Source organism: Enterobacter sp. 2VL, assembly GCF_005503595.1.
Lineage (GTDB): Bacteria > Pseudomonadota > Gammaproteobacteria > Enterobacterales > Enterobacteriaceae > Enterobacter > Enterobacter cancerogenus.
In genome coordinates, this window is the sequence record NZ_SCNE01000006.1 from 46,827 (window position 1) to 69,640 (window position 22,814).

The following is a 22,814-nucleotide window of genomic DNA, read 5'->3' on the forward strand; positions in this document are numbered from 1 at the left end:
AAGCGGAAAATTCATAAAAAACCAAGGAAAGGGAAAAGAATGTTTACCCTCTATATGAAATGGGATGCTAAATGTGAACTGAAACTGGATGATATTCAATTCATCCTTTCACCTGATGAAGCCATGAAAATGGCATCGATATTTTATGAACTAGATTATCTGGCATATCCTTTCCGTGTTATTCCAAATGAAGTACCGGAGAGAAAGAAAGGGGTGCATCATCGCTTTGGCGCACATCCTTACTTACGTAAACATCCCACCCAGTACGATGCACTCTTTGACAATGTAAAATGGCAGCTTGAGTTTGGCTGGATGATCGGAGTTGATACGACAGAGCCATGGGATCACATTCGCCACCCTTTCAGTTTTGATGAGCGCGGTGAACTGATCTATGACTGCTTTATGGACCACTATAGTGAAATGTTTGAGCGGGAAGTCAGAGATATTCACGCGTTCATCCTGAACGAGCATCACGGAAGGAAACCCGCACCAACGATCAAAAAGCATTATACCGATGCCCCTGCACAGCCAACAAAGACCATTAACAGCAAAGCTGCCGGACGGTTACTGGCAGCAGGTGGGATTTATAACGGCAATATAGAGGGATTCCAGCAGACTGCGGAGCAACTCGGGGGAGATGCTGCAGTAGGTTATAAACAGATAATGAGTGATCAAACAAAGGGATTGCTTATAGCTGGAGCTTCAATTGCTGCAGGGATTACCATGGGGCGAGTTGGCGGTTCTGAGTTAGAAAAGCTAGAAGCATTTGGAGCAAAGGGAACTTTTACATCACGACCGTTTGATCCGGAAAAAGCTGGGGGACCTGTAGAATACCTTACAACTGAAGGTACGAACATAACTTATGATGGAATACATATCATTGAAAAACATATCTCTCGTTTTGATACTGATCCCGGTAATGATTTTATGATTGCCAGACTTAAGAAAATAGCTAATGACGAGATTTTACCAGAGCAGGTGGATTTAAATTTTTACACACATGAATGTCGAGAGTATCAACGTTACTGTAATTTGGGATGGGAAACAGGTAGACCCGCAGATAACATAGAAGCTTACGAACTGTGGAATAATACCCATACCGCCACGCTTGAAGATTATAGAATAACTGGCGATCAACTTTATCACCCGGACGCCCCATTATGGTAAACAATGTAGAGTTAAATATACTTAAACTTATAGCTTCTAGCGAAGACGTTAAATGGAACTGGTACAATCTCGATCGTGCTATGACCATCAAGAAAATCGAAGGTACTGGTCATGTTGCAAGGCTTGTGGATAATCTCATTAGAGCTGGTTTAGTAGATATTATCCCCCAATCTCCTGCTGGTATGGACTGTTATCGTGTATCAGAAATGGGGCGCGAATACCTGAAACAACTGGGTATTAAATAGACGATATTTACCGGGCAAGTAATAATCCGATAACACTGTCTGAAAGAGAGGTTGTCGTTTAAGTTGAAGAAGGAAAAAATTATGCGCCACCCTTACTTCGGGATCAATTAAACGACGTCTCCCCTGATTAACATGTATTGGTATGACAATAAAAAACCCGCATTAACAGCCAGTTAATGCGGGTGAGTGAACGTTCACGGACAAATATTACTTACCAATACAGAAGCTCGAGAAAATCCTTCCCAGCAGATCATCCGACGTGAACTCCCCGGTGATCTCGCTCAGGTTCTGCTGCGCCAGACGCAGCTCCTCTGCCAGCAGTTCTCCTGCCCACGCGCCGATCAGCTGCGCTTTACCCTGAACAAGGTGATTGGCCGCCTCTTCCAGCGCCTGCAGGTGACGACGACGTGCCAGGAAGCCGCCTTCCATGCTGGTATCAAAGCCCATGCTCTGCTTGAGATGGTTGCGCAGGTCGTCCACGCCTTCGCCGGTACGCGCTGACAGGCGAATAAGTGAGTGACTATTTACATCGCTGATGCCCAGCGTTTCGCCGGTAACATCCGCTTTGTTACGCACTACGGTGATCGGCAGTTTGGCAGGCAGGCGGGCGATAAAGTCCGGCCAGATATCCGCTGGGTCAACGGCGTCGGTGGTGGTGCCATCCACCATAAACAGCACGCGGTCGGCCTGCTCGATCTCCTGCCAGGCGCGTTCGATACCAATTCGTTCGACCTCATCGCTGGCGTCGCGCAGACCGGCCGTATCGATGATGTGCAGCGGCATTCCGTCGATATGGATATGCTCGCGCAGCACGTCGCGCGTGGTGCCGGCGATGTCGGTGACGATCGCCGCTTCACGGCCCGCCAGGGCGTTCAGCAGGCTCGATTTGCCGGCGTTGGGGCGTCCGGCGATGACCACCTTCATCCCTTCACGCAGCAGGCTGCCCTGACGCGCTTCGGCGCGTACCGCGTCGAGATCCTTCATCACCTCGTTAAGCTGGGCTTCGATTTTGCCGTCAGAGAGGAAGTCGATCTCCTCATCCGGGAAGTCGATGGCCGCTTCGACGTAGATCCTGAGGTGCGTCAGGGCTTCCACAAGGTGGTTCACACGCGCGGAAAACGCTCCCTGAAGGGAGTTCAGTGCGGAGCGGGCCGCCTGTTCAGAACTGGCGTCAATCAGGTCGGCAATCGCCTCGGCCTGGGCCAGATCGAGCTTGTCGTTCAGAAAGGCGCGCTCGGAGAACTCGCCCGGCTTCGCAATGCGCAGGCCGGGCAGGGTCAGAATACGTTTTAACAGCAGGTCGAGGATCACCGGGCCGCCGTGGCCCTGTAGCTCAAGCACATCTTCCCCGGTAAAGGAGTTTGGGCCGGGGAACCACAGCGCAATGCCCTGATCCAGCGGCGTGCCGTCACTGTCTTTAAACGGCAGATAATCAGCGTAGCGCGGCTTTGGCAGCTTACCCAGCACCGCTTCGGCTACCTCACGCGCCTTCAGGCCGGAGATACGCAGAATGCCTACACCACCGCGTCCCGGTGGGGTTGCCTGGGCGACGATAGTGTCGTTATGGCTCATGGTTGGTCTCTATTTTGTTGCAATAAAAAAAGGCGGTCATGTGACCGCCTTTTGTTTTCGTTCCGTTTGCCGGATGGCGGCTTCGCCTTATCCGGCCTACAACCGAATCAGGACTTTTTCTTTTCGCGGCTATGCAGGCCACGTTTTTCCAGACCACGGTAAATCAGCTGCTGCTGGATGATGGTCACCAGGTTGCTGACGATATAGTACAGCACCAGACCTGACGGGAACCACAGGAAGAACACGGTGAAGATGACCGGCATAAAGGTCATGATCTTCTGCTGCATCGGGTCGGTCACGGTGGTCGGCGACATCTTCTGGATGAAGAACATCGTTACGCCCATCAGGATCGGCAGGATGTAGTACGGGTCCTGTGCAGACAGGTCATGGATCCACAGAGCGAACGGCGCGTGGCGCAGTTCAACGGAACCCATCAGCATGTAGTACAGCGCAAGGAAGATTGGCATCTGAATCAGCAGCGGGAAGCAGCCGCCCAGCGGGTTCACTTTCTCTGCTTTGTACAGGGCCATCATCTCCTGGCTCTGACGCTGTTTGTCATCGCCCAGACGCTCACGCATCGCCGCAATCTTCGGCTGCAGCATACGCATCTTCGCCATGGAGGTGTACTGCGCTTTAGTCAGCGGGTACATGATGCCACGAACGATGAAGGTGATAACGATGATCGAGAAGCCCCAGTTGCCCAGGAAGCTGTGGATAAACTTCAGCAGCTTAAACAGCGGCTGAGAGATGAACCACAACCAACCGTAATCGACGGTCAGATCCAGGTGCGGTGCCACGGCAGCCATTTTGTCCTGGATTTCCGGGCCGACCCACAGGGTGCTTGCCAGCTTACCGGTTTGACCCGGCTGAACCAGAACCGGCTGAGATTTGTAGCCGATGGCTGCAATACCGTTGCCGAGGTTCGCGGTGTAGAAGTTGTTGGTGCCGTCGTTATTCGGTACCCACGCCGTCGCGAAATACTGTTGCAGCATCGCTACCCAGCCGCCTTTGGAACTGACGTTCAGGTTTTCGTTATCGGCGATGGTGTCGAATTTGTATTTCTCATACTTGGTATCTGGCGTGGAGTACGCCGCGCCACGGAAGGTATGCAGCGCAAAGTTGCTGCTTCCGGTGTCACGGTGAGACGGCAGATTGATGGACTGCTTCAGCTGACCAAAGGTCGACAGTTCCAGCGGTTTTTCACCGGCGTTCTGTACGCTGTAGCCCACGTTCACCGCATATTCACCGCGTTTCAGGGTGAAGGTTTTGGTGAAGGTGTTGCCTGCCGCGTCAGTATAGGTCATCGGGATGGCGATTTCGTTCTGACCATCGGCCAGGACAAAGGTATCACTGTCGACGTTATACAGCGGACGCGCACCGTTAGCCGGGTTATCCGGGCCATCACGACCGGTCAGGCCGCTTTGAGCCTGGTAGATAAACTCAGGCGTGGTTTCCAGTAACTGGAACGGTTCAGTAGACTTCAGCTCTTTCGGGTAGGTCAACAGCAGCGCCTGCTCAACATCACCACCACGGGTGTTGATAGTCAGCTCAAGCACATCGGTCTTAACCGTAATCTGTTTCCCCTGGCCACTGGCCGGTACGCCCTGGTCGGCGGCGCTACCCGCTGCGGTGGTCGTGGTCTGCGTGGTCTGCTGCTGAGGTTGAGGATTTTTATCCTGCTCCCAAGCCTGCCAGATCATGAAAGACACGAACAACAAAGCGATGATAAGAAGATTGCGTTGCGAATCCATCGTTAGTGTTCTCTGGTATCAAATGGTCCTGGGGGGACGGGGTCGTCTCCACCGGGGTGTAAAGGGTGGCATTTTAATACGCGTTTCACCGTCAACCAACTGCCTTTTATCACTCCAAACCTGCGCAAGGCCTCAATTCCGTAGCTTGAGCACGTCGGTGTGAAACGGCAGTGCGGCCCGAGTAGCGGACTAATCAGGCGCTGATAGACCCTTATAAGGGCTATCAGGACCCGCGAGCCAGGCGACAATGGCGGCGCCATAATTTTTCCAACGCTTCCGAGAGAGCACGGTTATCGAGGTCGGCAACCCCTTTTTTAGCCACCACCACGAAATCCATAGAAGGCAGTTCGTGTTGACGTAAACGGAAGCTTTCACGCGTCAGACGTTTAATCCGATTGCGTTCATGCGCACGCTTAACGTTTTTCTTGGCGACAGTGAGACCGATGCGGGGATGCCCCAGCGAATTTTGGCGGCCGAGGATGGTGATTTGCGGCGTGCCAGCCCGTTGTGGCTGCTGGAAGACGAAAGTGAAATGAGTGGGAGTTAACAAACGTAACTCCCTGGGAAATGCTAGCTTAACCACTCAGGGGTTAGCTTTATTACTTGGAAACGGTCAGACGAGAACGGCCTTTAGCACGACGACGTGCCAGAACCTGACGACCATTTTTAGTAGCCATACGAGCACGGAAGCCGTGAGAACGGTTGCGCTTCAGTACAGACGGTTGAAAAGTGCGTTTCATGGCGATTTTTACCTAAACTTGAATAAATTCACTGACTTTCGCGTATACCCGAACGAATATCGAACGACTAACGCCTCAGCGTGGGTGATTAAAGAGGCCGGATTGTAATAATTGTACACTCCGGAGTCAATTCTCTTTCCTTATTTCCCGCGTATTTCCGCACGTTTTCGCGTGGAAAATGAGCAGCGGACGACGCAGGAAGATGACCATCACGCGCCGGGTCGAGGATTATACGGGCTCATCAATAAAGCGCAAGGATCGTCCCGGATCTTCGTTAGATCATTTAAGCAGAAAATTATCTGTGCTCATTAAATTTTCCAATATGCGGGCTAAATCGTGGGGTCCCACGCCAGGATCGATTACACTTACCCGGTTTCGGATCATCCTGTGGATAAATCGGGAAGAATCTGTGAGAAACAGAAGATCTCTGGTTCAGTTTACGCTATGATCCGCGGTCCTGATCGGGATCCCAGTGGCCCGATCGGGGAAAATTGCAGACAGCAATTCACACATCACCCTTCTACATCGGGTCTTGTCGATGTGTGTCAACAATCATGAATATTCAATAGTTTTCTTTTATTGTTCGAGTGGAGTCCGCCGTGTCACTTTCGCTTTGGCAGCAATGTCTTGCCCGATTGCAGGATGAGTTACCAGCCACAGAATTCAGTATGTGGATCCGCCCGTTGCAGGCGGAACTGAGCGATAACACGCTGGCTTTGTACGCGCCAAACCGTTTCGTGCTCGATTGGGTAAGAGATAAGTACCTGAACAACATCAACGGCTTGCTGAATGATTTCTGCGGCTCTGATGTCCCACAACTGCGCTTTGAAGTGGGGACAAAACCGGTTACCCAAACCGTTCGCGAAACCGTGAATGTTGCGGCACCTGCTCAGGTGACTCCCGCCCCGGCACCGCGCGTTCTCCCTTCGACCCGTTCGGGCTGGGACAATGTTCCCGCACCGGCCGAGCAGACCTACCGCTCTAACGTGAACGTGAAGCATACGTTTGATAACTTCGTTGAAGGTAAATCAAACCAGCTGGCACGCGCTGCGGCACGGCAGGTAGCAGACAACCCTGGCGGCGCCTATAACCCGCTGTTTCTCTACGGCGGCACGGGTCTGGGTAAAACGCACCTTCTGCACGCTGTCGGCAACGGCATCGTGGCGCGCAAGCCCAATGCGAAAGTGGTGTATATGCACTCCGAGCGCTTCGTTCAGGACATGGTAAAAGCCCTGCAAAACAATGCGATCGAAGAGTTTAAACGCTACTACCGTTCCGTTGATGCCCTGCTTATCGATGACATTCAGTTCTTCGCCAATAAAGAACGATCCCAGGAAGAGTTTTTCCACACCTTCAACGCACTGCTGGAAGGTAATCAGCAGATCATTTTGACTTCGGATCGTTATCCCAAAGAGATCAACGGCGTTGAAGATCGTCTGAAATCCCGCTTCGGCTGGGGTCTGACCGTGGCGATCGAACCGCCAGAGCTGGAAACCCGCGTTGCGATCCTGATGAAAAAAGCGGACGAGAACGACATTCGTCTGCCGGGCGAAGTGGCCTTCTTTATTGCCAAGCGCCTGCGCTCGAACGTGCGCGAGCTGGAAGGGGCCCTGAACCGCGTCATCGCAAATGCCAACTTTACCGGCCGCGCTATCACCATCGATTTCGTGCGTGAAGCGCTGCGCGATCTGCTGGCCTTGCAGGAAAAACTCGTCACCATCGATAATATTCAGAAGACGGTGGCCGAGTATTACAAAATCAAAGTGGCAGATTTGCTGTCTAAACGTCGTTCCCGATCGGTGGCGCGTCCGCGTCAGATGGCGATGGCGCTGGCAAAAGAGTTAACCAACCACAGTCTGCCGGAGATCGGCGATGCGTTTGGTGGCCGTGACCACACGACCGTGCTGCACGCCTGCCGCAAGATTGAGCAGTTGCGTGAAGAAAGCCACGACATAAAAGAAGATTTTTCCAATTTAATCAGAACTCTATCATCGTGACGCTATGAAATTTACCGTTGAACGTGAACATTTATTAAAACCGCTGCAACAGGTGAGTGGCCCATTAGGTGGTCGCCCAACGCTGCCTATCCTTGGAAACCTGCTGCTTCAGGTCGCGGACGGTACGCTGTCGCTGACCGGCACGGACCTGGAAATGGAAATGATCGCGCGCGTTACGCTGACTCAGCCGCATAACGCGGGCGCGACCACTGTTCCGGCACGTAAATTCTTCGATATCTGCCGCGGCCTGCCGGAAGGCGCTGAAATCGCCGTGCAGCTGGAGGGCGACCGCATGCTGGTGCGCTCTGGCCGCAGTCGTTTCTCGCTCTCCACCCTGCCCGCTACGGACTTCCCAAACCTGGACGACTGGCAGAGCGAAGTTGAATTCACCCTGCCGCAGGCAACGATGAAGCGTCTGATTGAAGCCACGCAATTCTCCATGGCCCATCAGGACGTTCGCTACTACTTAAACGGCATGCTGTTCGAAACCGAAGGGGAAGAGCTGCGTACCGTCGCCACCGACGGACACCGTCTGGCGGTCTGCTCCATGCCGATTGGCGATTCACTGCCAAACCATTCGGTGATCGTGCCGCGTAAAGGCGTGATTGAACTGATGCGTATGCTCGACGGCGGCGAAACCCCGCTGCGCGTGCAGATCGGCAGCAACAACATCCGCGCACACGTGGGTGATTTTGTCTTCACCTCGAAGCTGGTTGACGGTCGTTTCCCGGATTATCGCCGCGTATTGCCGAAGAACCCGGACAAAACGCTGGAAGCGGGCTGCGATATTCTCAAGCAGGCGTTCGCGCGTGCGGCCATCCTCTCTAATGAGAAGTTCCGCGGTGTGCGTCTGTATGTGAGCGAAAACCAGATCAAAATCACCGCCAACAACCCGGAGCAGGAAGAAGCAGAAGAGATTCTGGACGTCACCTACGCCGGGGCTGAGATGGAAATCGGCTTTAACGTCAGCTACGTGCTGGACGTGCTGAATGCGCTGAAGTGCGAGAACGTTCGCATTCTGCTGACCGACTCCGTGTCGAGCGTACAGATTGAAGATGCGGCCAGCCAAAGCGCGGCTTATGTTGTTATGCCAATGAGACTGTAATGTCGCTCACCCGTCTGTTGATCCGCGACTTTCGCAATATCGAAAGCGCGGATCTCGCTTTATCCCCTGGCTTTAATTTCCTGGTTGGCGCGAACGGCAGCGGCAAAACCAGCGTGCTGGAAGCCATCTATACGCTCGGCCATGGCCGGGCGTTTCGCAGTTTGCAGATTGGTCGCGTCATTCGCCACGAACAGGAATCCTTTGTTCTGCACGGGCGTTTACAGGGCGCGGAGCGGGAAACCGCCATCGGCCTGAGCAAAGATAAGCAGGGCGACAGTAAGGTGCGCATCGACGGTACCGACGGCCACAAGGTCGCCGAGCTGGCGCTGTTAATGCCGATGCAGCTGATCACGCCGGAGGGGTTTACTTTACTCAACGGCGGCCCCAAATACAGAAGAGCCTTCCTCGACTGGGGATGCTTTCACAATGAAGTCGGTTTCTTTAACGCCTGGAGCAACCTGAAGCGTCTGCTTAAGCAGCGCAACGCCGCGTTGCGTCAGGTCACGCGCTATGCCCAGCTGCGTCCGTGGGATTTAGAACTCATTCCTCTTGCGGAACAAATCAGCCGCTGGCGTGCCGAATACAGTGCAGGGATCGCCGAAGACATGGCTGATACCTGCAAACAGTTTTTACCCGAGTTTTCTCTTACCTTCTCCTTCCAGCGCGGCTGGGAGAAAGAGACGGATTATGCCGACGTGCTGGAAAGAAGTTTCGAGCGCGATCGCATGCTGACCTACACTGCGCACGGCCCGCACAAAGCGGATTTTCGCATACGTGCAGACGGTGCGCCGGTCGAAGATACCTTGTCGCGCGGGCAGCTTAAGCTGCTGATGTGCGCGCTGCGCCTGGCGCAGGGGGAGTTTCTTACCCGCGAGAGCGGGCGACGCTGCCTGTATCTGATAGATGATTTTGCCTCGGAACTTGACGACGCGCGGCGCGGGCTGCTTGCCAGCCGCTTAAAAGCCACGCAGTCGCAGGTTTTCGTCAGTGCCATTAGCGCTGAACACGTTATAGACATGTCGGACGAAAATTCGAAGATGTTTACCGTGGAAAAGGGTAAAATAACGGATTAACCCAAGTTTAAATGAGCGAGAAACGTTGATGTCGAATTCTTATGACTCCTCCAGTATCAAAGTCCTGAAAGGGCTGGATGCGGTGCGTAAGCGCCCTGGTATGTATATCGGCGATACGGATGACGGCACCGGTCTGCACCACATGGTATTCGAGGTGGTAGATAACGCTATCGACGAAGCGCTCGCGGGTCACTGTAAAGACATCGTGGTGACGATCCATGCGGACAACTCCGTATCCGTCACCGATGATGGTCGTGGCATCCCAACCGGTATTCACCCGGAAGAGGGCGTATCTGCTGCGGAAGTCATCATGACCGTTCTGCACGCAGGCGGTAAATTCGATGATAACTCCTATAAAGTTTCCGGCGGTCTGCACGGCGTTGGCGTCTCCGTTGTAAACGCCCTGTCGCAGAAGCTGGAGCTGGTTATCCAGCGCGAAGGTAAAATTCACCGCCAGGTTTATACCCACGGCGTGCCGCAGGCACCGCTGGCTGTGACCGGTGATACCGACAAAACCGGTACCCTGGTACGCTTCTGGCCAAGCCACGAAACCTTCACCAACGTCACCGAATTTGAATACGACATCCTGGCGAAACGCCTGCGCGAGCTGTCATTCCTGAACTCCGGCGTGTCTATCCGCCTGAAAGACAAACGCGACGGCAAAGAAGACCACTTCCACTACGAAGGCGGCATCAGGGCGTTCGTTGAGTATCTGAACAAGAACAAAACGCCAATTCACCCGAATATCTTCTACTTCTCTACCGAGAAAGACGGCATTGGCGTGGAAGTGGCGCTGCAGTGGAACGACGGTTTCCAGGAAAACATCTACTGCTTCACCAACAACATTCCACAGCGTGACGGCGGTACGCACCTGGCGGGCTTCCGCGCGGCGATGACCCGTACCCTGAACGCTTACATGGACAAAGAAGGCTACAGCAAGAAAGCGAAAGTCAGCGCCACCGGTGACGATGCCCGTGAAGGCCTGATTGCCGTTGTCTCCGTGAAGGTCCCGGATCCGAAGTTCTCCTCGCAGACCAAAGACAAACTGGTCTCTTCTGAGGTGAAATCGGCGGTTGAGCAGCAGATGAACGAACTGCTGAGCGAATACCTGCTGGAAAACCCGTCTGACGCGAAAATCGTGGTCGGCAAAATTATCGATGCGGCACGTGCCCGTGAAGCGGCGCGTAAAGCCCGCGAAATGACGCGCCGTAAGGGTGCGCTGGACTTAGCAGGCCTGCCGGGCAAACTGGCGGACTGTCAGGAACGCGACCCGGCGCTGTCCGAACTGTACCTGGTGGAAGGGGACTCCGCGGGCGGTTCTGCGAAGCAGGGCCGTAACCGTAAGAACCAGGCGATCCTGCCGCTGAAGGGTAAAATCCTCAACGTGGAGAAAGCGCGCTTCGACAAGATGCTCTCTTCTCAGGAAGTGGCGACGCTTATCACCGCGCTCGGCTGCGGCATTGGCCGTGACGAGTACAACCCGGACAAGCTGCGCTATCACAGCATCATCATCATGACCGATGCGGACGTCGACGGCTCGCACATTCGTACGCTGCTGTTGACCTTCTTCTACCGTCAGATGCCGGAAATCGTTGAACGTGGTCACGTCTACATTGCACAGCCACCGCTGTACAAAGTGAAGAAAGGCAAACAGGAACAGTACATTAAAGACGACGAAGCGATGGATCAGTACCAAATCGCGATCGCGCTTGACGGTGCGACCCTGCACGCCAACTCCAGCGCACCAGCGCTGGCAGGCGAGCCGCTGGAGCGTCTGGTCTCCGAGTTCAACGCTGCTCAGAAAATGATTGTCCGCATGGAGCGTCGTTATCCGAAAACGCTGCTGAAAGCGCTGGTGTATCAACCTACGCTGACCGAAGCGGATCTGAGCGACGAACAGACCGTGTCCCGCTGGGTAAACAGCCTGGTGAGCGAGCTGAACGAGAACGAACAGCACGGTAGCATGTGGAAATGCGATGTTCAGCAGAACGCTGACCAGCAGTTCGAGCCGGTTATCCGCGTGCGTACCCACGGTGTCGACACCGATTATCCGCTGGAGCACGAGTTTGTGACCGGGCCGGAATACCGCCGTCTCTGCACCCTCGGCGAAAAGCTGCGCGGTTTGATCGAAGACGATGCGTTCATTGAACGTGGCGAACGTCGTCAGCCGGTTGCCAGCTTCGAGCAGGCGCTGGAATGGCTGGTGAAAGAGTCCCGTCGTGGCCTGGCAATCCAGCGTTATAAAGGTCTGGGCGAGATGAACCCGGAGCAGCTGTGGGAAACCACCATGGATCCGGAAAGCCGTCGCATGCTGCGCGTAACCGTGAAGGACGCGATTGCAGCGGACCAGCTGTTCACAACCCTGATGGGCGATGCGGTTGAACCACGCCGTGCCTTTATCGAAGAGAATGCCCTGAAAGCGGCGAATATTGATATCTAAGTAATCCCCCCTCACCCCAACCCTCTCCCACAGGGAGAGGGTGCACGGTTCCCTCTCCCTGTGGGAGAGGGTTAGGGTGAGGGTAAACCTGTGCAAAAGAGGAATCCCCCCCTCACACCCAATCCCCTTTCTTACCGTGTTTTTTGAGCGGAATCGCGTTAGCATGAGTGCAGACTCATTCAATCCGGGGATCTCATGGCCATCAAACTCATTGCAATTGATATGGACGGCACGCTGCTGCTGCCAGACCACACTATCTCTCCAGCCGTTAAAAACGCGATTGCCGCCGCGCGCGCAAAAGGCGTGAACGTGGTACTGACCACTGGCCGGCCATATGCGGGTGTGCACAGCTACCTGAAAGAACTGCATATGAACCAGCCGGGCGATTACTGCATCACCTATAACGGTGCGCTGGTGCAGAAAGCGGCCGATGGCAGCACGGTGGCGCAAACCGCGCTGAGCTATGATGATTACCGGTTCCTGGAAAAGCTCTCCCGCGAAGTGGGTTCACACTTCCATGCGCTCGATCGCAATACGCTGTATACCGCCAACCGCGATATCAGCTACTACACCGTGCATGAATCCTATGTCGCCACTATTCCGTTGGTGTTCTGCGAAGCAGAGAACATGGACCCGGCCACGCAGTTCCTGAAGGTCATGATGATTGATGAGCCAGCGATTCTTGATAAAGCCATCGCACGCATCCCGGCGGAGGTCAAAGAGAAATACACCGTGCTGAAAAGCGCGCCGTACTTCCTCGAAATCCTCGATAAACGCGTCAATAAGGGCACTGGCGTGAAATCGCTGGCCGATGCGCTGGGCATCAAGCCTGAAGAGATCATGTCCCTGGGCGATCAGGAAAACGATATCGCGATGATCGAATACGCGGGCATGGGGGTGGCGATGGATAACGCGATCCCATCGGTGAAAGAAGTGGCCAACTTCGTGACCAAATCCAACCTGGAAGACGGCGTTGCCTACGCGATCGAGAAATTTGTCCTGAATTAAGCTTTGTTAAACACATCGGCCCTGGTTATCAACCGGGGCTTTTTTTTGCCTTCAATTTATTGAATTGTTCTTTTTGTGATCTGTATTGTAGTACAACATTTAATGATTGTACTACATTACAGCTACAGGCATGACGAACAGCATCACGTTTGTACTGCAAAAGTGAGGCGAAATTCAGCGGTCGCGGTAAAGTAGGGATGGACACAAAGAGCATAAGGACTCTCCATGACTCTCAATAAAACCGATCGCATTGTTATCACGCTGGGCACCCAGATTGTGGGCGGCAAATATGTTCCAGGTTCACCGCTGCCTGCCGAGGCGGAACTGTGTGAGGAGTTTGAAACCTCGCGCAACATCATCCGGGAAGTGTTCCGTTCGCTGATGGCGAAACGGCTGATTGAAATGAAGCGTTATCGCGGCGCGTTTGTTGCTCCGCGCAATCAGTGGAACTACCTCGATACCGATGTTCTGCAGTGGGTGCTGGAAAACGACTACGACCCGCGGCTTATCGGCGCGATGAGCGAGGTACGAAACCTCGTGGAACCGGCGATAGCCCGCTGGGCGGCGGAACGCGCCACGTCGGGCGACCTGGCGCAGATTGAGTCGGCCCTGAACGACATGATCGTCAACAACCAGAACCGGGACGCCTTCAACGAAGCGGATATTCGCTACCACGAGGCGGTGCTGCAGTCGGTGCATAACCCGGTGCTGCAGCAGCTTAGCGTGGCAATCAGCTCGCTACAGCGTGCGGTATTTGAACGTACCTGGATGGGCGATGAGGCCAACATGCCGAAAACGCTCCAGGAACATAAAGCGCTGTTCGATGCGATACGGCATCAGGACGGCGATGCGGCAGAGCAGGCGGCGCTCACGATGATCGCCAGCTCGACACGAAGGTTAAAGGAAATCACATGACATCTCGCTACATCGCCATTGACTGGGGATCGACCAATCTGCGCGCCTGGCTGTACCAGGGCGAGCAGTGCCTGGAGAGCAGGCAATCAGAAGCAGGCGTTACGCGTCTGAATGGTAAATCCCCAGAGGCGGTGCTGGCAGAGGTGACACAAAACTGGCGCGACGGCGCCACGCCGGTGGTGATGGCAGGCATGGTGGGCAGCAATGTGGGCTGGAAGGTTGCGCCCTATCTGCCGGTGCCTGCCCCGTTCTCATCCATTGGCGAGCAGTTAACGTCCGTTGGCGACAATATCTGGATTATTCCCGGCTTGTGCGTCTCTCGCGACGATAACCACAACGTTATGCGCGGTGAAGAGACGCAGCTGCTCGGCGCACGCACGCTTTCTCCTTCTTCTGTCTACGTCATGCCCGGTACCCACTGCAAGTGGGTGCAGGCCGATACCGACACAATCCACGATTTTCGCACCGTGATGACCGGCGAATTACACCATTTGCTGCTTAAGCATTCGTTGGTAGGTGCGGGATTGCCGGAGCAAGCCCCGTCGCCGGAGGCGTTTGCCGCCGGGCTTGAGCGCGGGATCGCTTCTCCTGCCGTTTTGCTGCAGCTTTTTGAGGTTCGCGCCTCGCACGTGCTGGGGCAACTCCCGCGCGAGCAGGTCAGCGAGTTTCTGTCCGGCCTGCTGATTGGCGCCGAAGTCGCCAGCCTGAGTGAACGCTTCGCCGGGCAGCAGGCCATTACTCTCGTCGCAGGCTCATCGCTGACCTCACGGTATCGCCAGGCGTTTCACGCCATGGGTCGGGACGTGGCGGCGGTAGAGGGCGACACGGCATTTCAGGCTGGAATAAGGAGCATCGCTCATGCAGTGGCAAACTAACCTTCCCCTTATCGCGATATTGCGCGGCATCACTCCCGGCGAGGCGCTGGCGCACGTAGGCGCGGTGATTGACGCCGGGTTCGACGCGGTGGAAATCCCGCTCAACTCCCCGGAGTGGGAAAAAAGCATCCCGGCCGTCGTCGATGCGTTTGGTGATAAGGCGCTGATTGGCGCAGGCACGGTGCTACAGCCGGAGCAGGTCGACAGGCTGGCGAAAATGGGCTGCAAACTTATCGTCACGCCCAACATCAACCCAGAGGTGATCCGCCGCGCGGTGGGCTACGGCATGACCGTCTGCCCGGGATGTGCAACGGCAACCGAAGCCTTTACCGCTCTCGATGCGGGCGCGCAGGCGCTGAAAATTTTCCCGTCATCGGCCTTTGGCCCGGAGTACATCAAAGCGCTGAAAGCGGTCTTACCCGCAAGCGTACCGGTCCTGGCCGTGGGCGGCGTGACGCCAGAAAACCTGGCGCAGTGGATGAAGGCTGGCTGTGCAGGCGCCGGGCTGGGTAGCGATCTTTATCGCGCCGGACAGAGCGTAGAGCGCACCGCACAGCAGGCAGCAGCATTTGTGAAAGCGTATCGAGAGGCAGTGAAATGAAAATAACCAAACTCACCACGTACCGTTTACCGCCGCGTTGGATGTTCCTGAAAATCGAAACCGACGAAGGGGTTGTTGGCTGGGGCGAGCCGGTGATTGAGGGCCGCGCCCGCACCGTGGAAGCTGCCGTGCACGAGCTGGGTGAATATCTGATTGGTCAGGATCCGGCGCGCATTAACGACCTGTGGCAGGTGATGTATCGCGCGGGCTTCTACCGCGGCGGCCCCATTCTGATGAGTGCTATCGCCGGTATCGACCAGGCGCTGTGGGATATCAAAGGGAAAGTGCTGAACGCCCCGGTCTGGCAGCTGATGGGCGGCCTGGTACGCGACAAAATTAAAGCCTACAGCTGGGTAGGCGGCGACCGTCCTGCGGAAGTGATCGACGGTATCAAGCAACTGCGCAGCATTGGTTTTGACACCTTCAAGCTCAACGGCTGTGAAGAGATGGGGGTGATCGACAATTCACGTGCGGTAGACCGGGCGGTGAACACCGTGGCGCAGATCCGTGAAGCCTTCGGCAATGACATTGAGTTTGGGCTGGACTTCCATGGCCGCGTCAGCGCGCCGATGGCGAAAGTGCTGATCAAAGAGCTGGAGCCGTACCGTCCGCTGTTTATCGAAGAGCCGGTGCTGGCCGAGCAGGCCGAATACTATCCGAAGCTGGCGGAACAGACGCACATTCCGATTGCGGCGGGCGAACGGATGTTCTCACGCTTCGAGTTTAAACGCGTGCTGGAAGCGGGCGGAATCGCGATCCTGCAGCCGGACCTCTCTCATGCGGGCGGCATCACTGAATGCTACAAAATTGCCGGTATGGCAGAAGCTTACGACGTGGCGCTGGCCCCGCACTGCCCGCTCGGGCCTGTCGCGCTGGCGGCCTGTCTGCACGTCGATTTTGTCTCCCGCAACGCCGTGTTCCAGGAACAGAGCATGGGCATTCATTACAACAAGGGTGCGGAACTGCTCGATTTTGTGAAGAACAAAGAAGACTTCTGCATGGAAGGCGGGTTCTTTAAACCGTTAACGAAGCCGGGCCTTGGCGTGGAGATCGACGAAGCCAAAGTCATTGAGCTGAGTAAACATGCGCCGGACTGGCGTAACCCGTTATGGCGGCATGAAGACGGTTCCGTCGCCGAGTGGTAAATCGCCGGATGGCGCTACGCTTATCCGGCCTACTCTCCCGTAGGCCCGGTAAGCGCAGCGCCACCGGGCAAAAAAACGCACATATAAAAATATAACCCTCTGTAAACTACAGGGCATGGTGAGCGGCTTCGCTATGCCCAAAATCTGGAGACAGATTGCGATGGATATTCCAGTTACTGCTACCAATACCGGGCGTCGCCGCTACCTGACGCTGATGATGATTTTTATTACCGTGGTGATTTGTTATGTCGACCGCGCCAACCTGGCCGTCGCGTCGGCCCATATTCAGGAAGAATTTGGTATTACCAAGGCGGAAATGGGCTACGTCTTCTCGGCCTTTGCCTGGCTCTATACGCTGTGCCAGATCCCCGGCGGCTGGTTCCTTGACCGGGTCGGCTCACGTCTGACCTACTTTATCGCCATTTTCGGCTGGTCCGTCGCCACGCTGTTCCAGGGCTTTGCGACCGGGCTGATGTCGCTGATTGGCCTGCGCGCCATCACCGGGATTTTCGAAGCCCCGGCGTTCCCGACCAACAACCGCATGGTGACCAGCTGGTTCCCGGAGCATGAACGTGCGTCTGCCGTTGGGTTCTACACCTCCGGGCAGTTTGTCGGCCTGGCGTTTCTCACGCCGCTGCTGATCTGGATCCAGGAGCTGCTGAGCTGGCACTGGGTGTTTATTGTCACCGGCGGTATCGGGATTATCTGGTCACTGATCTGGTTCAAGGTGTACCAGCCGCCGCGCCTGACCAAAAGCATCACCAAAGCCGAACTGGACTACATCCGCGACGGAGGCGGTCTGGTGGATGGCGATGCGCCTGTGAAAAAAGAGGCGCGTCAGCCCCTGACCAAAGCGGACTGGAAGCTGGTGTTCCACCGTAAGCTGGTGGGCGTGTATCTGGGCCAGTTTGCCGTCACCTCAACGCTGTGGTTCTTCCTGACCTGGTTCCCGAACTATCTCACGCAGGAAAAAGGCATCACCGCGCTGAAGGCGGGCTTTATGACCACCGTGCCGTTCCTCGCGGCCTTCTTCGGCGTGCTGCTCTCCGGCTGGCTGGCCGACAGGCTGGTGAAAAAGGGCTTCTCGCTGGGCGTGGCGCGTAAAACGCCGATCATCTGCGGGCTGCTGATCTCCACCTGCATCATGGGCGCGAACTATACCAACGATCCGGTGTGGATAATGACCCTGATGGCCATCGCCTTCTTCGGCAACGGTTTTGCCTCCATCACCTGGTCTCTGGTCTCCTCGCTGGCACCGATGCGCCTGATCGGCCTCACGGGCGGTGTCTTCAACTTCGTTGGCGGTCTGGGGGGGATCACCGTACCCCTGGTGATCGGCTATCTGGCGCAGGATTACGGTTTTGGTCCGGCGCTGGTTTACATCTCCGCCGTGGCGTTGATCGGCGCGCTTTCTTACATCCTGCTGGTGGGCGATGTGAAACGTGTAGGCTAATTCCCGCTGATGTTTTACCCTGATGCGATAACTGCGCATCAGGGTATCTCCATGAAACAAATCACCTTCGCTTCCCGCCATCACCAGCTCACCAATATCAACACCTGGACGCCCGACAGCCAGTGGCTGGCCTTTGACGTGCGTCCGTCCGGCGCGTCGTTCACCGGCGAAACCATCGAGCGGGTCAACGTCATGACGGGGGAGGTTGAGGTGATTTATCGCGCTACGAACGGCGCGCACGTCGGCGTGGTGACCGTTCATCCTGCAGAAGACAAATACGTCTTCATCCACGGCCCGCAACACCCGGATGCCGACTGGCAGTATGACTTTCACCATCGTCAGGGGGTGGTGGCCTGCAACGGTGCGGTCGAAAATCTTGATGCCATGGATATCACTCCGCCCTATACCGCAGGTGCGCTGCGCGGCGGCAGCCATGTGCATGTCTTTAGCCCGAACGGGCAGTTGGTCAGCTTTACCTATAACGACCACGTCATGCATGAGCGCGACCCGAAGCGGGACTTACGCAACGTCGGCGTCGCGTCGCCGTTTGGCCCGGTAACCCCGCGGGGCAACCATCCACGTAACTATGCTGGCGCCTTCTGGAGCGTGCTGGTCAGCCGCACCACGCCAACGCCGCAGCCCGGCAGCGATGAGATCAACCGCGCCTATGAAGAGGGCTGGGTGGGCAACGACAGGCTGGCCTTTATTGGCGATACGCTGTCCGTCACGGGTGAGAAAGTGCCCGAACTGTTCGTTATCGATCTGCCCAACGATGAACAAGGGTGGAAACGTGCTGGCGAGGTGCCTTTGCAGGGCACGCCGGAAACCCTGCCTGCACCGCCAGCGGGCGTGGCACAGCGTCGTTTAACCTTTACGCACCAGAATGCGTATCCGGGGCTGGTCAACGTGCCGCGTCACTGGGTGCGCAGCAATCCGCAGGGCACGCAGATTGCCTTTTTGATGCGCGACGACAACGGCATTGTGCAGCTGTGGCTTATCTCGCCGGAAGGCGGTGAACCGCGCCAGCTAACGCACCATGAAAGCGGCATTCAATCGGCTTTTAACTGGCATCCGTCGGGGGAGAAACTGGGCTATGTGCTGGAGAACCGCATAGCGTGCTGCGATGCGCAAACCGGGGCGGTGACGTTTCTGACGTCCGATCATGGCAACCCGCCATCAGCGGATGCTGTCGTGTTTTCCCCGGACGGTCACTGGATAGCCTGGATGGAAGAAACGAACGGTTTCCGTCAGCTTTGGGTAACGGAAACCTGATTACGATTACTGTACGGACAGGCTAGCGGGCGGGATAACGGCGTTGGTGGCCAGGTTTTCCTTCTCGCTTTTTTCAACGCGTGAACGCACGGAGCTGTCGGTGCGGAACAGATCCCACGGCAGCAGGAGCGTGTCCGCCACGGCCGTGAAAGGCATATCCAGAATGGCCAGGGATTTGGTGCCCCAGTTGGTATCGTCATCCGAGATCATCGCTGCGCTGGCGCGCGTTCCCGGGTATGTTCCTTCTTTACCGCCGGTGTGAGACATCACGCTCGAACACCCGCAAAGTAAAACAATCCCGCTGAACGTCGTCAGCTTAATCAGAACATTTTTCATCATCACTCAGTCATTGTTAATGGCATTGCATGAGCCTGTAACTCAGGGTTATAGCGGGCCTTGATCAAAATGAATAGCCCGACAACCCGGCTCTGTGGCGGCTATCGCAATTTAACCCTTAGTGCTGTTGTCCCAGTCTATGCGACATCCAGCAAAGTGCAAAAAAATCTCGTCTGCATACGCTTGAAAAGCCCGTATCCAGACCCATTTTAAGAATGTAACCCGATAACGAACACGCCTGAGGGGTGTTCGGGGGCACAGAAGCCTGTCCATGGTGGAAGGCTACATCTCTCGCTGATTTCAGGAGTTTTAATGTATGCGTAACTTCGATCTTTCTCCGCTATACCGTTCTGCTATTGGTTTTGACCGCCTGTTCAACCATTTAGAAAATAACCAAAGCCAGAGCAACGGCTATCCTCCCTACAACGTTGAGCTGGTCGATGAAAACCACTACCGCATTGCCATTGCCGTCGCCGGTTTCGCAGAAAGCGAGCTGGAGATCACCGCGCAGGACAACCTGCTGGTAGTGAAAGGCTCCCATACGGCAGAGCAGAAAGAACGTACCTACCTTTACCAGGGCATCGCTGAGCGCAACTTTGAACGCAAGTTCCAGTTGGCTGAGAACATTCACGTAAAAGGCGCGAACCTGGTCAACGGACTGCTGTTTATCGAACTGGAACGTGTGATTCCGGAAGAGAAAAAACCGCGCCGGATCGAAATTAACTAATCACGCGGGTCGCGGCTGCGGCCCACTCAGAATTGCTTGCCGAACCGGGAGCATAGGCGAATCCATCAGGATTTGCAGGAACAACTGCGCACAAAATTAGACTGTGCCGAACTCGCTTCTCAGAAGGAGATTTAGTATGCGTAACTATGATTTATCCCCCCTGCTGCGTCAGTGGATTGGTTTTGACAAACTGGCGAATGCCCTGCAAAGCACCACCGAGCAACAGACTTTTCCGCCGTACAACATCGAAAAAAGCGATGACAACCACTATCGCATCACGCTGGCGTTAGCCGGGTTCCGTCAGGAAGACCTGGACATCCAGCTCGAAGGTACGCGTCTGACCGTAAAAGGCACGCCGGAAAAACAAGAAACCGAGACCAAATGGCTGCATCAGGGGCTTGTCACTCAGCCGTTTAGCCTGAGCTTTACCCTGGCAGACCATATGGAAGTTTCTGGCGCGACGTTCACTAACGGGCTGCTGAATATCGACCTCACCCGTAACGTGCCGGAAGCCATTGCGCCTCAGCGCATCGCCATTAGCGCGCGCCCGGCGTTGAACAGCTAACAGTGTGCGGGCTGATGCCCTCACCCCGACCCTCTCCCACAGGGAGAGGGTGCAAAGATAACGCCCTGCCCCGGCAGGGCTTTTTTGTGCGCCATCGCCCATACAATCGCCCCCGGCTCTGAGAGAATCCCTGAAATAACTAAGGTTATGCACAGGATGTGGATCATGAGTGATATCGCGTTGACGGTTAGCGTGTTGGCCCTGGTCGCGGTGGTGGGACTGTGGATAGGCAATATTAAAATTCGCGGCGTCGGCTTTGGCATCGGCGGGGTGCTGTTCGGCGGGATTTTTATCGGCCACTTTGCCGACCAGTTTGGGCTGGCGCTGAGCGCCGACATGCTGCATTTTATCCAGGAATTCGGCCTGATCCTCTTCGTTTACACCATTGGTATCCAGGTGGGGCCGGGCTTTTTCGCCTCTCTTCGCGTCTCGGGCCTGCGGCTCAACCTGTTCGCTTTCGGCATTGTGGTGATGGGTGGGCTGGTTACCGCCGTGCTGCATAAACTTTTCGCGATCCCGCTTCCCGTGGTGCTCGGCATTTTCTCCGGGGCAGTGACCAACACGCCCGCGCTCGGGGCAGGCCAGCAAATCCTGCGCGACCTGGGGATCTCTTCGGATGTCGTCGATCAGATGGGGATGAGCTACGCCATGGCCTATCCGTTTGGCATTTGCGGCATTCTGCTCTCAATGTGGCTGGTGCGGGTGCTGTTCCGCGTTAACGTTGAGCAGGAAGCGAAGGACCATGAAACCACCCTGACCAACGGCCATGCGCCGATCAAAACCATCAATATCCGCGTTGAAAACCCCAACCTGAACAATATGGCGATTCAGGATGTACCCATTCTGAACAGCGCCACCATCATCTGCTCGCGCCTGAAACGTGACGACATGCTGATGGTTCCCTCGCCCGGCACGCTTATTCAGCACGGCGATCTGCTGCACCTGGTTGGTCAGCCCGGGGATCTCAACAACGCCCGGCTGGTGATTGGTCAGGAGGTGGAGACCTCACTTTCTACCCGGGGTACCGATCTGCGCGTCGAGCGCGTGGTGGTCACAAACGAGAAGGTATTGGGCAAGAAAATCCGCGATTTGCAGGTAAAAGAACGCTATGACGTGGTGATCTCGCGTCTGAACCGCGCAGGCGTGGAGCTGGTTGCCAGCCAGGACGCCAGCCTGCAGTTTGGCGATATCCTCAATCTGGTCGGGCGGCCCGCGTCGATTGATGCCGTGGCGGATATGGTGGGCAACGCCCAGCAAAAGCTCCAGCAGGTGCAGATGCTGCCGGTGTTCATCGGCATCGGGCTTGGTGTACTGCTCGGCTCTGTCCCCATGTATGTACCGGGTTTTCCGGTGGCCCTGAAGCTCGGGCTGGCCGGTGGGCCGCTGATTATGGCGCTGATCCTCGGGCGTATCGGCTGCATCGGCAAGCTGTACTGGTTTATGCCGCCGAGCGCCAACCTGGCGCTGCGCGAGCTGGGCATTGTGCTGTTCCTCGCGGTGGTCGGGCTGAAATCTGGCGGAGATTTTGTTGATACCCTGCTTCAGGGCGAAGGCGTCAGCTGGATCGGTTACGGCATCTTTATCACTGCGATCCCGCTGATAACGGTCGGGATAGTGGCGCGAATGTTCGCCAAAATGAACTATCTCACGCTCTGCGGTATGCTCGCAGGATCGATGACGGACCCACCCGCGCTGGCCTTCGCCAATAACCTCCACGCCACCAGCGGCGCGGCGGCGCTGTCGTACGCCACGGTCTATCCGCTGGTGATGTTCCTGCGAATCATTACTCCGCAACTTCTGGCGGTGCTGTTCTGGGGGATAGGCTAA

22 protein-coding genes, 1 pseudogene and 1 other annotated feature are annotated in these 22,814 nt (G+C 55.7%); of the genes and pseudogenes, 16 read left to right on the forward strand and 7 right to left on the reverse strand.

The features are described 5' to 3' along the window. The first annotated feature begins 39 nt into the window (after positions 1–39). Both FFS28_RS15040 and FFS28_RS15045 read left to right on the forward strand, forming a co-directional pair. Positions 40–1,167 (forward strand): hypothetical protein, encoded by a 1,128-nt coding sequence (locus FFS28_RS15040; protein ID WP_137849944.1) that lies wholly within the window; start codon positions 40–42, stop codon positions 1,165–1,167. Then, on the forward strand, positions 1,161–1,412 hold the full coding sequence (locus tag FFS28_RS15045) for a hypothetical protein (RefSeq protein WP_137849945.1): 252 nt from the start codon (positions 1,161–1,163) through the stop codon (positions 1,410–1,412). The genes FFS28_RS15040 and FFS28_RS15045 overlap by 7 nt, the downstream gene beginning before the upstream one ends. Before the next feature lie 207 nt (positions 1,413–1,619). On the opposite strand, the gene mnmE is transcribed toward FFS28_RS15045, so the two are convergent. From mnmE to FFS28_RS21975, 6 genes and pseudogenes are all read right to left on the reverse strand, one after another. Further along, complete coding sequence (gene mnmE / locus FFS28_RS15050) at positions 1,620–2,984, reverse strand: tRNA uridine-5-carboxymethylaminomethyl(34) synthesis GTPase MnmE (RefSeq protein WP_137849946.1); 1,365 nt, start codon at positions 2,982–2,984, stop codon at positions 1,620–1,622. A gap of 107 nt (positions 2,985–3,091) precedes the next feature. Beyond that, positions 3,092–4,735 carry a membrane protein insertase YidC gene (gene yidC, locus FFS28_RS15055; RefSeq protein ID WP_006177585.1) on the reverse strand — a complete coding sequence of 548 codons (1,644 nt, stop codon included), beginning with the start codon at positions 4,733–4,735 and terminating at the stop codon, positions 3,092–3,094. Positions 4,736–4,737: 2 nt separating this feature from the next. Then, positions 4,738–4,995 (reverse strand): membrane protein insertion efficiency factor YidD, encoded by a 258-nt coding sequence (gene yidD / locus FFS28_RS15060; RefSeq protein WP_001307474.1) that lies wholly within the window; start codon positions 4,993–4,995, stop codon positions 4,738–4,740. Then, complete coding sequence (gene rnpA, locus FFS28_RS15065) at positions 4,959–5,318, reverse strand: ribonuclease P protein component (protein WP_003861126.1); 360 nt, start codon at positions 5,316–5,318, stop codon at positions 4,959–4,961. The genes yidD and rnpA overlap by 37 nt, the downstream gene beginning before the upstream one ends. A 16-nt stretch (positions 5,319–5,334) precedes the next feature. Continuing rightward, positions 5,335–5,475: a 50S ribosomal protein L34 gene (gene rpmH / locus FFS28_RS15070; RefSeq protein ID WP_003849659.1), complete on the reverse strand. Its 141-nt coding sequence runs from the start codon at positions 5,473–5,475 to the stop codon at positions 5,335–5,337. 228 nt (positions 5,476–5,703) lie between these two features. Further along, positions 5,704–5,754: pseudogene (locus FFS28_RS21975) on the reverse strand (hypothetical protein); the annotation flags it as partial. Positions 5,755–6,074: 320 nt separating this feature from the next. Between FFS28_RS21975 and dnaA the strand changes: the two are divergent. From dnaA to FFS28_RS15125, 11 genes are all read left to right on the forward strand, one after another. After that, positions 6,075–7,472: a chromosomal replication initiator protein DnaA gene (gene dnaA / locus FFS28_RS15075; protein WP_042321253.1), complete on the forward strand. Its 1,398-nt coding sequence runs from the start codon at positions 6,075–6,077 to the stop codon at positions 7,470–7,472. A 4-nt stretch (positions 7,473–7,476) separates the two neighbouring features. Next, complete coding sequence (gene dnaN, locus FFS28_RS15080; RefSeq protein ID WP_137849947.1) at positions 7,477–8,577, forward strand: DNA polymerase III subunit beta; 1,101 nt, start codon at positions 7,477–7,479, stop codon at positions 8,575–8,577. Next, on the forward strand, positions 8,577–9,650 hold the full coding sequence (gene recF / locus FFS28_RS15085) for a DNA replication/repair protein RecF (protein WP_137849948.1): 1,074 nt from the start codon (positions 8,577–8,579) through the stop codon (positions 9,648–9,650). The genes dnaN and recF overlap by 1 nt, the downstream gene beginning before the upstream one ends. 28 nt (positions 9,651–9,678) lie before the next feature. Continuing rightward, on the forward strand, positions 9,679–12,090 hold the full coding sequence (gene gyrB, locus FFS28_RS15090; protein ID WP_006177592.1) for a DNA topoisomerase (ATP-hydrolyzing) subunit B: 2,412 nt from the start codon (positions 9,679–9,681) through the stop codon (positions 12,088–12,090). A gap of 195 nt (positions 12,091–12,285) precedes the next feature. Then, positions 12,286–13,098 carry a sugar-phosphatase gene (gene yidA, locus FFS28_RS15095; protein ID WP_006177593.1) on the forward strand — a complete coding sequence of 271 codons (813 nt, stop codon included), beginning with the start codon at positions 12,286–12,288 and terminating at the stop codon, positions 13,096–13,098. Positions 13,099–13,323: 225 nt separating this feature from the next. Beyond that, positions 13,324–14,013 carry a D-galactonate utilization transcriptional regulator DgoR gene (gene dgoR / locus FFS28_RS15100; RefSeq protein ID WP_137849949.1) on the forward strand — a complete coding sequence of 230 codons (690 nt, stop codon included), beginning with the start codon at positions 13,324–13,326 and terminating at the stop codon, positions 14,011–14,013. Next, entirely contained in the window at positions 14,010–14,888 is an 879-nt protein-coding gene (locus tag FFS28_RS15105) for a 2-dehydro-3-deoxygalactonokinase (RefSeq protein WP_137849950.1), read from the forward strand. Before dgoR ends, FFS28_RS15105 begins: the two co-directional genes overlap by 4 nt. Then, positions 14,872–15,489 (forward strand): 2-dehydro-3-deoxy-6-phosphogalactonate aldolase, encoded by a 618-nt coding sequence (locus tag FFS28_RS15110; protein ID WP_137849951.1) that lies wholly within the window; start codon positions 14,872–14,874, stop codon positions 15,487–15,489. Before FFS28_RS15105 ends, FFS28_RS15110 begins: the two co-directional genes overlap by 17 nt. Next, complete coding sequence (gene dgoD / locus FFS28_RS15115) at positions 15,486–16,634, forward strand: galactonate dehydratase (RefSeq protein WP_006177597.1); 1,149 nt, start codon at positions 15,486–15,488, stop codon at positions 16,632–16,634. Before FFS28_RS15110 ends, dgoD begins: the two co-directional genes overlap by 4 nt. 115 nt (positions 16,635–16,749) lie before the next feature. After that, entirely contained in the window at positions 16,750–18,087 is a 1,338-nt protein-coding gene (locus FFS28_RS15120) for an MFS transporter (RefSeq protein WP_137849952.1), read from the forward strand. Positions 18,088–18,138: 51 nt separating this feature from the next. After that, positions 18,139–19,359, forward strand: coding sequence for a YidR family protein (locus FFS28_RS15125; protein WP_212743977.1), 1,221 nt, complete (start codon positions 18,139–18,141; stop codon positions 19,357–19,359). 6 nt (positions 19,360–19,365) lie between these two features. On the opposite strand, the gene FFS28_RS15130 is transcribed toward FFS28_RS15125, so the two are convergent. Next, on the reverse strand, positions 19,366–19,698 hold the full coding sequence (locus FFS28_RS15130) for a YceK/YidQ family lipoprotein (RefSeq protein ID WP_006177604.1): 333 nt from the start codon (positions 19,696–19,698) through the stop codon (positions 19,366–19,368). A 247-nt stretch (positions 19,699–19,945) separates the two neighbouring features. Continuing rightward, positions 19,946–20,018 (forward strand) — a sequence feature (ROSE (Repression Of Heat Shock gene Expression) occurs in the 5'-region of heat shock genes and acts as an RNA thermometer to modulate expression.). On the opposite strand from FFS28_RS15130, the gene ibpA reads away from it, so the two are divergent. The 3 genes from ibpA to FFS28_RS15145 all read left to right on the forward strand — a co-directional run bounded on the left by ibpA (position 20,012) and on the right by FFS28_RS15145 (position 22,814). Next, a complete protein-coding gene (gene ibpA, locus FFS28_RS15135; protein WP_006177605.1) occupies positions 20,012–20,422 on the forward strand; it encodes a small heat shock chaperone IbpA in 411 nt (136 codons plus the stop codon). Its footprint overlaps the feature before it by 7 nt. A 136-nt stretch (positions 20,423–20,558) precedes the next feature. After that, a complete protein-coding gene (gene ibpB, locus FFS28_RS15140; protein ID WP_006177606.1) occupies positions 20,559–20,987 on the forward strand; it encodes a small heat shock chaperone IbpB in 429 nt (142 codons plus the stop codon). A 165-nt stretch (positions 20,988–21,152) separates the two neighbouring features. Then, positions 21,153–22,814, forward strand: coding sequence for a putative transporter (locus FFS28_RS15145; RefSeq protein ID WP_137273014.1), 1,662 nt, complete (start codon positions 21,153–21,155; stop codon positions 22,812–22,814).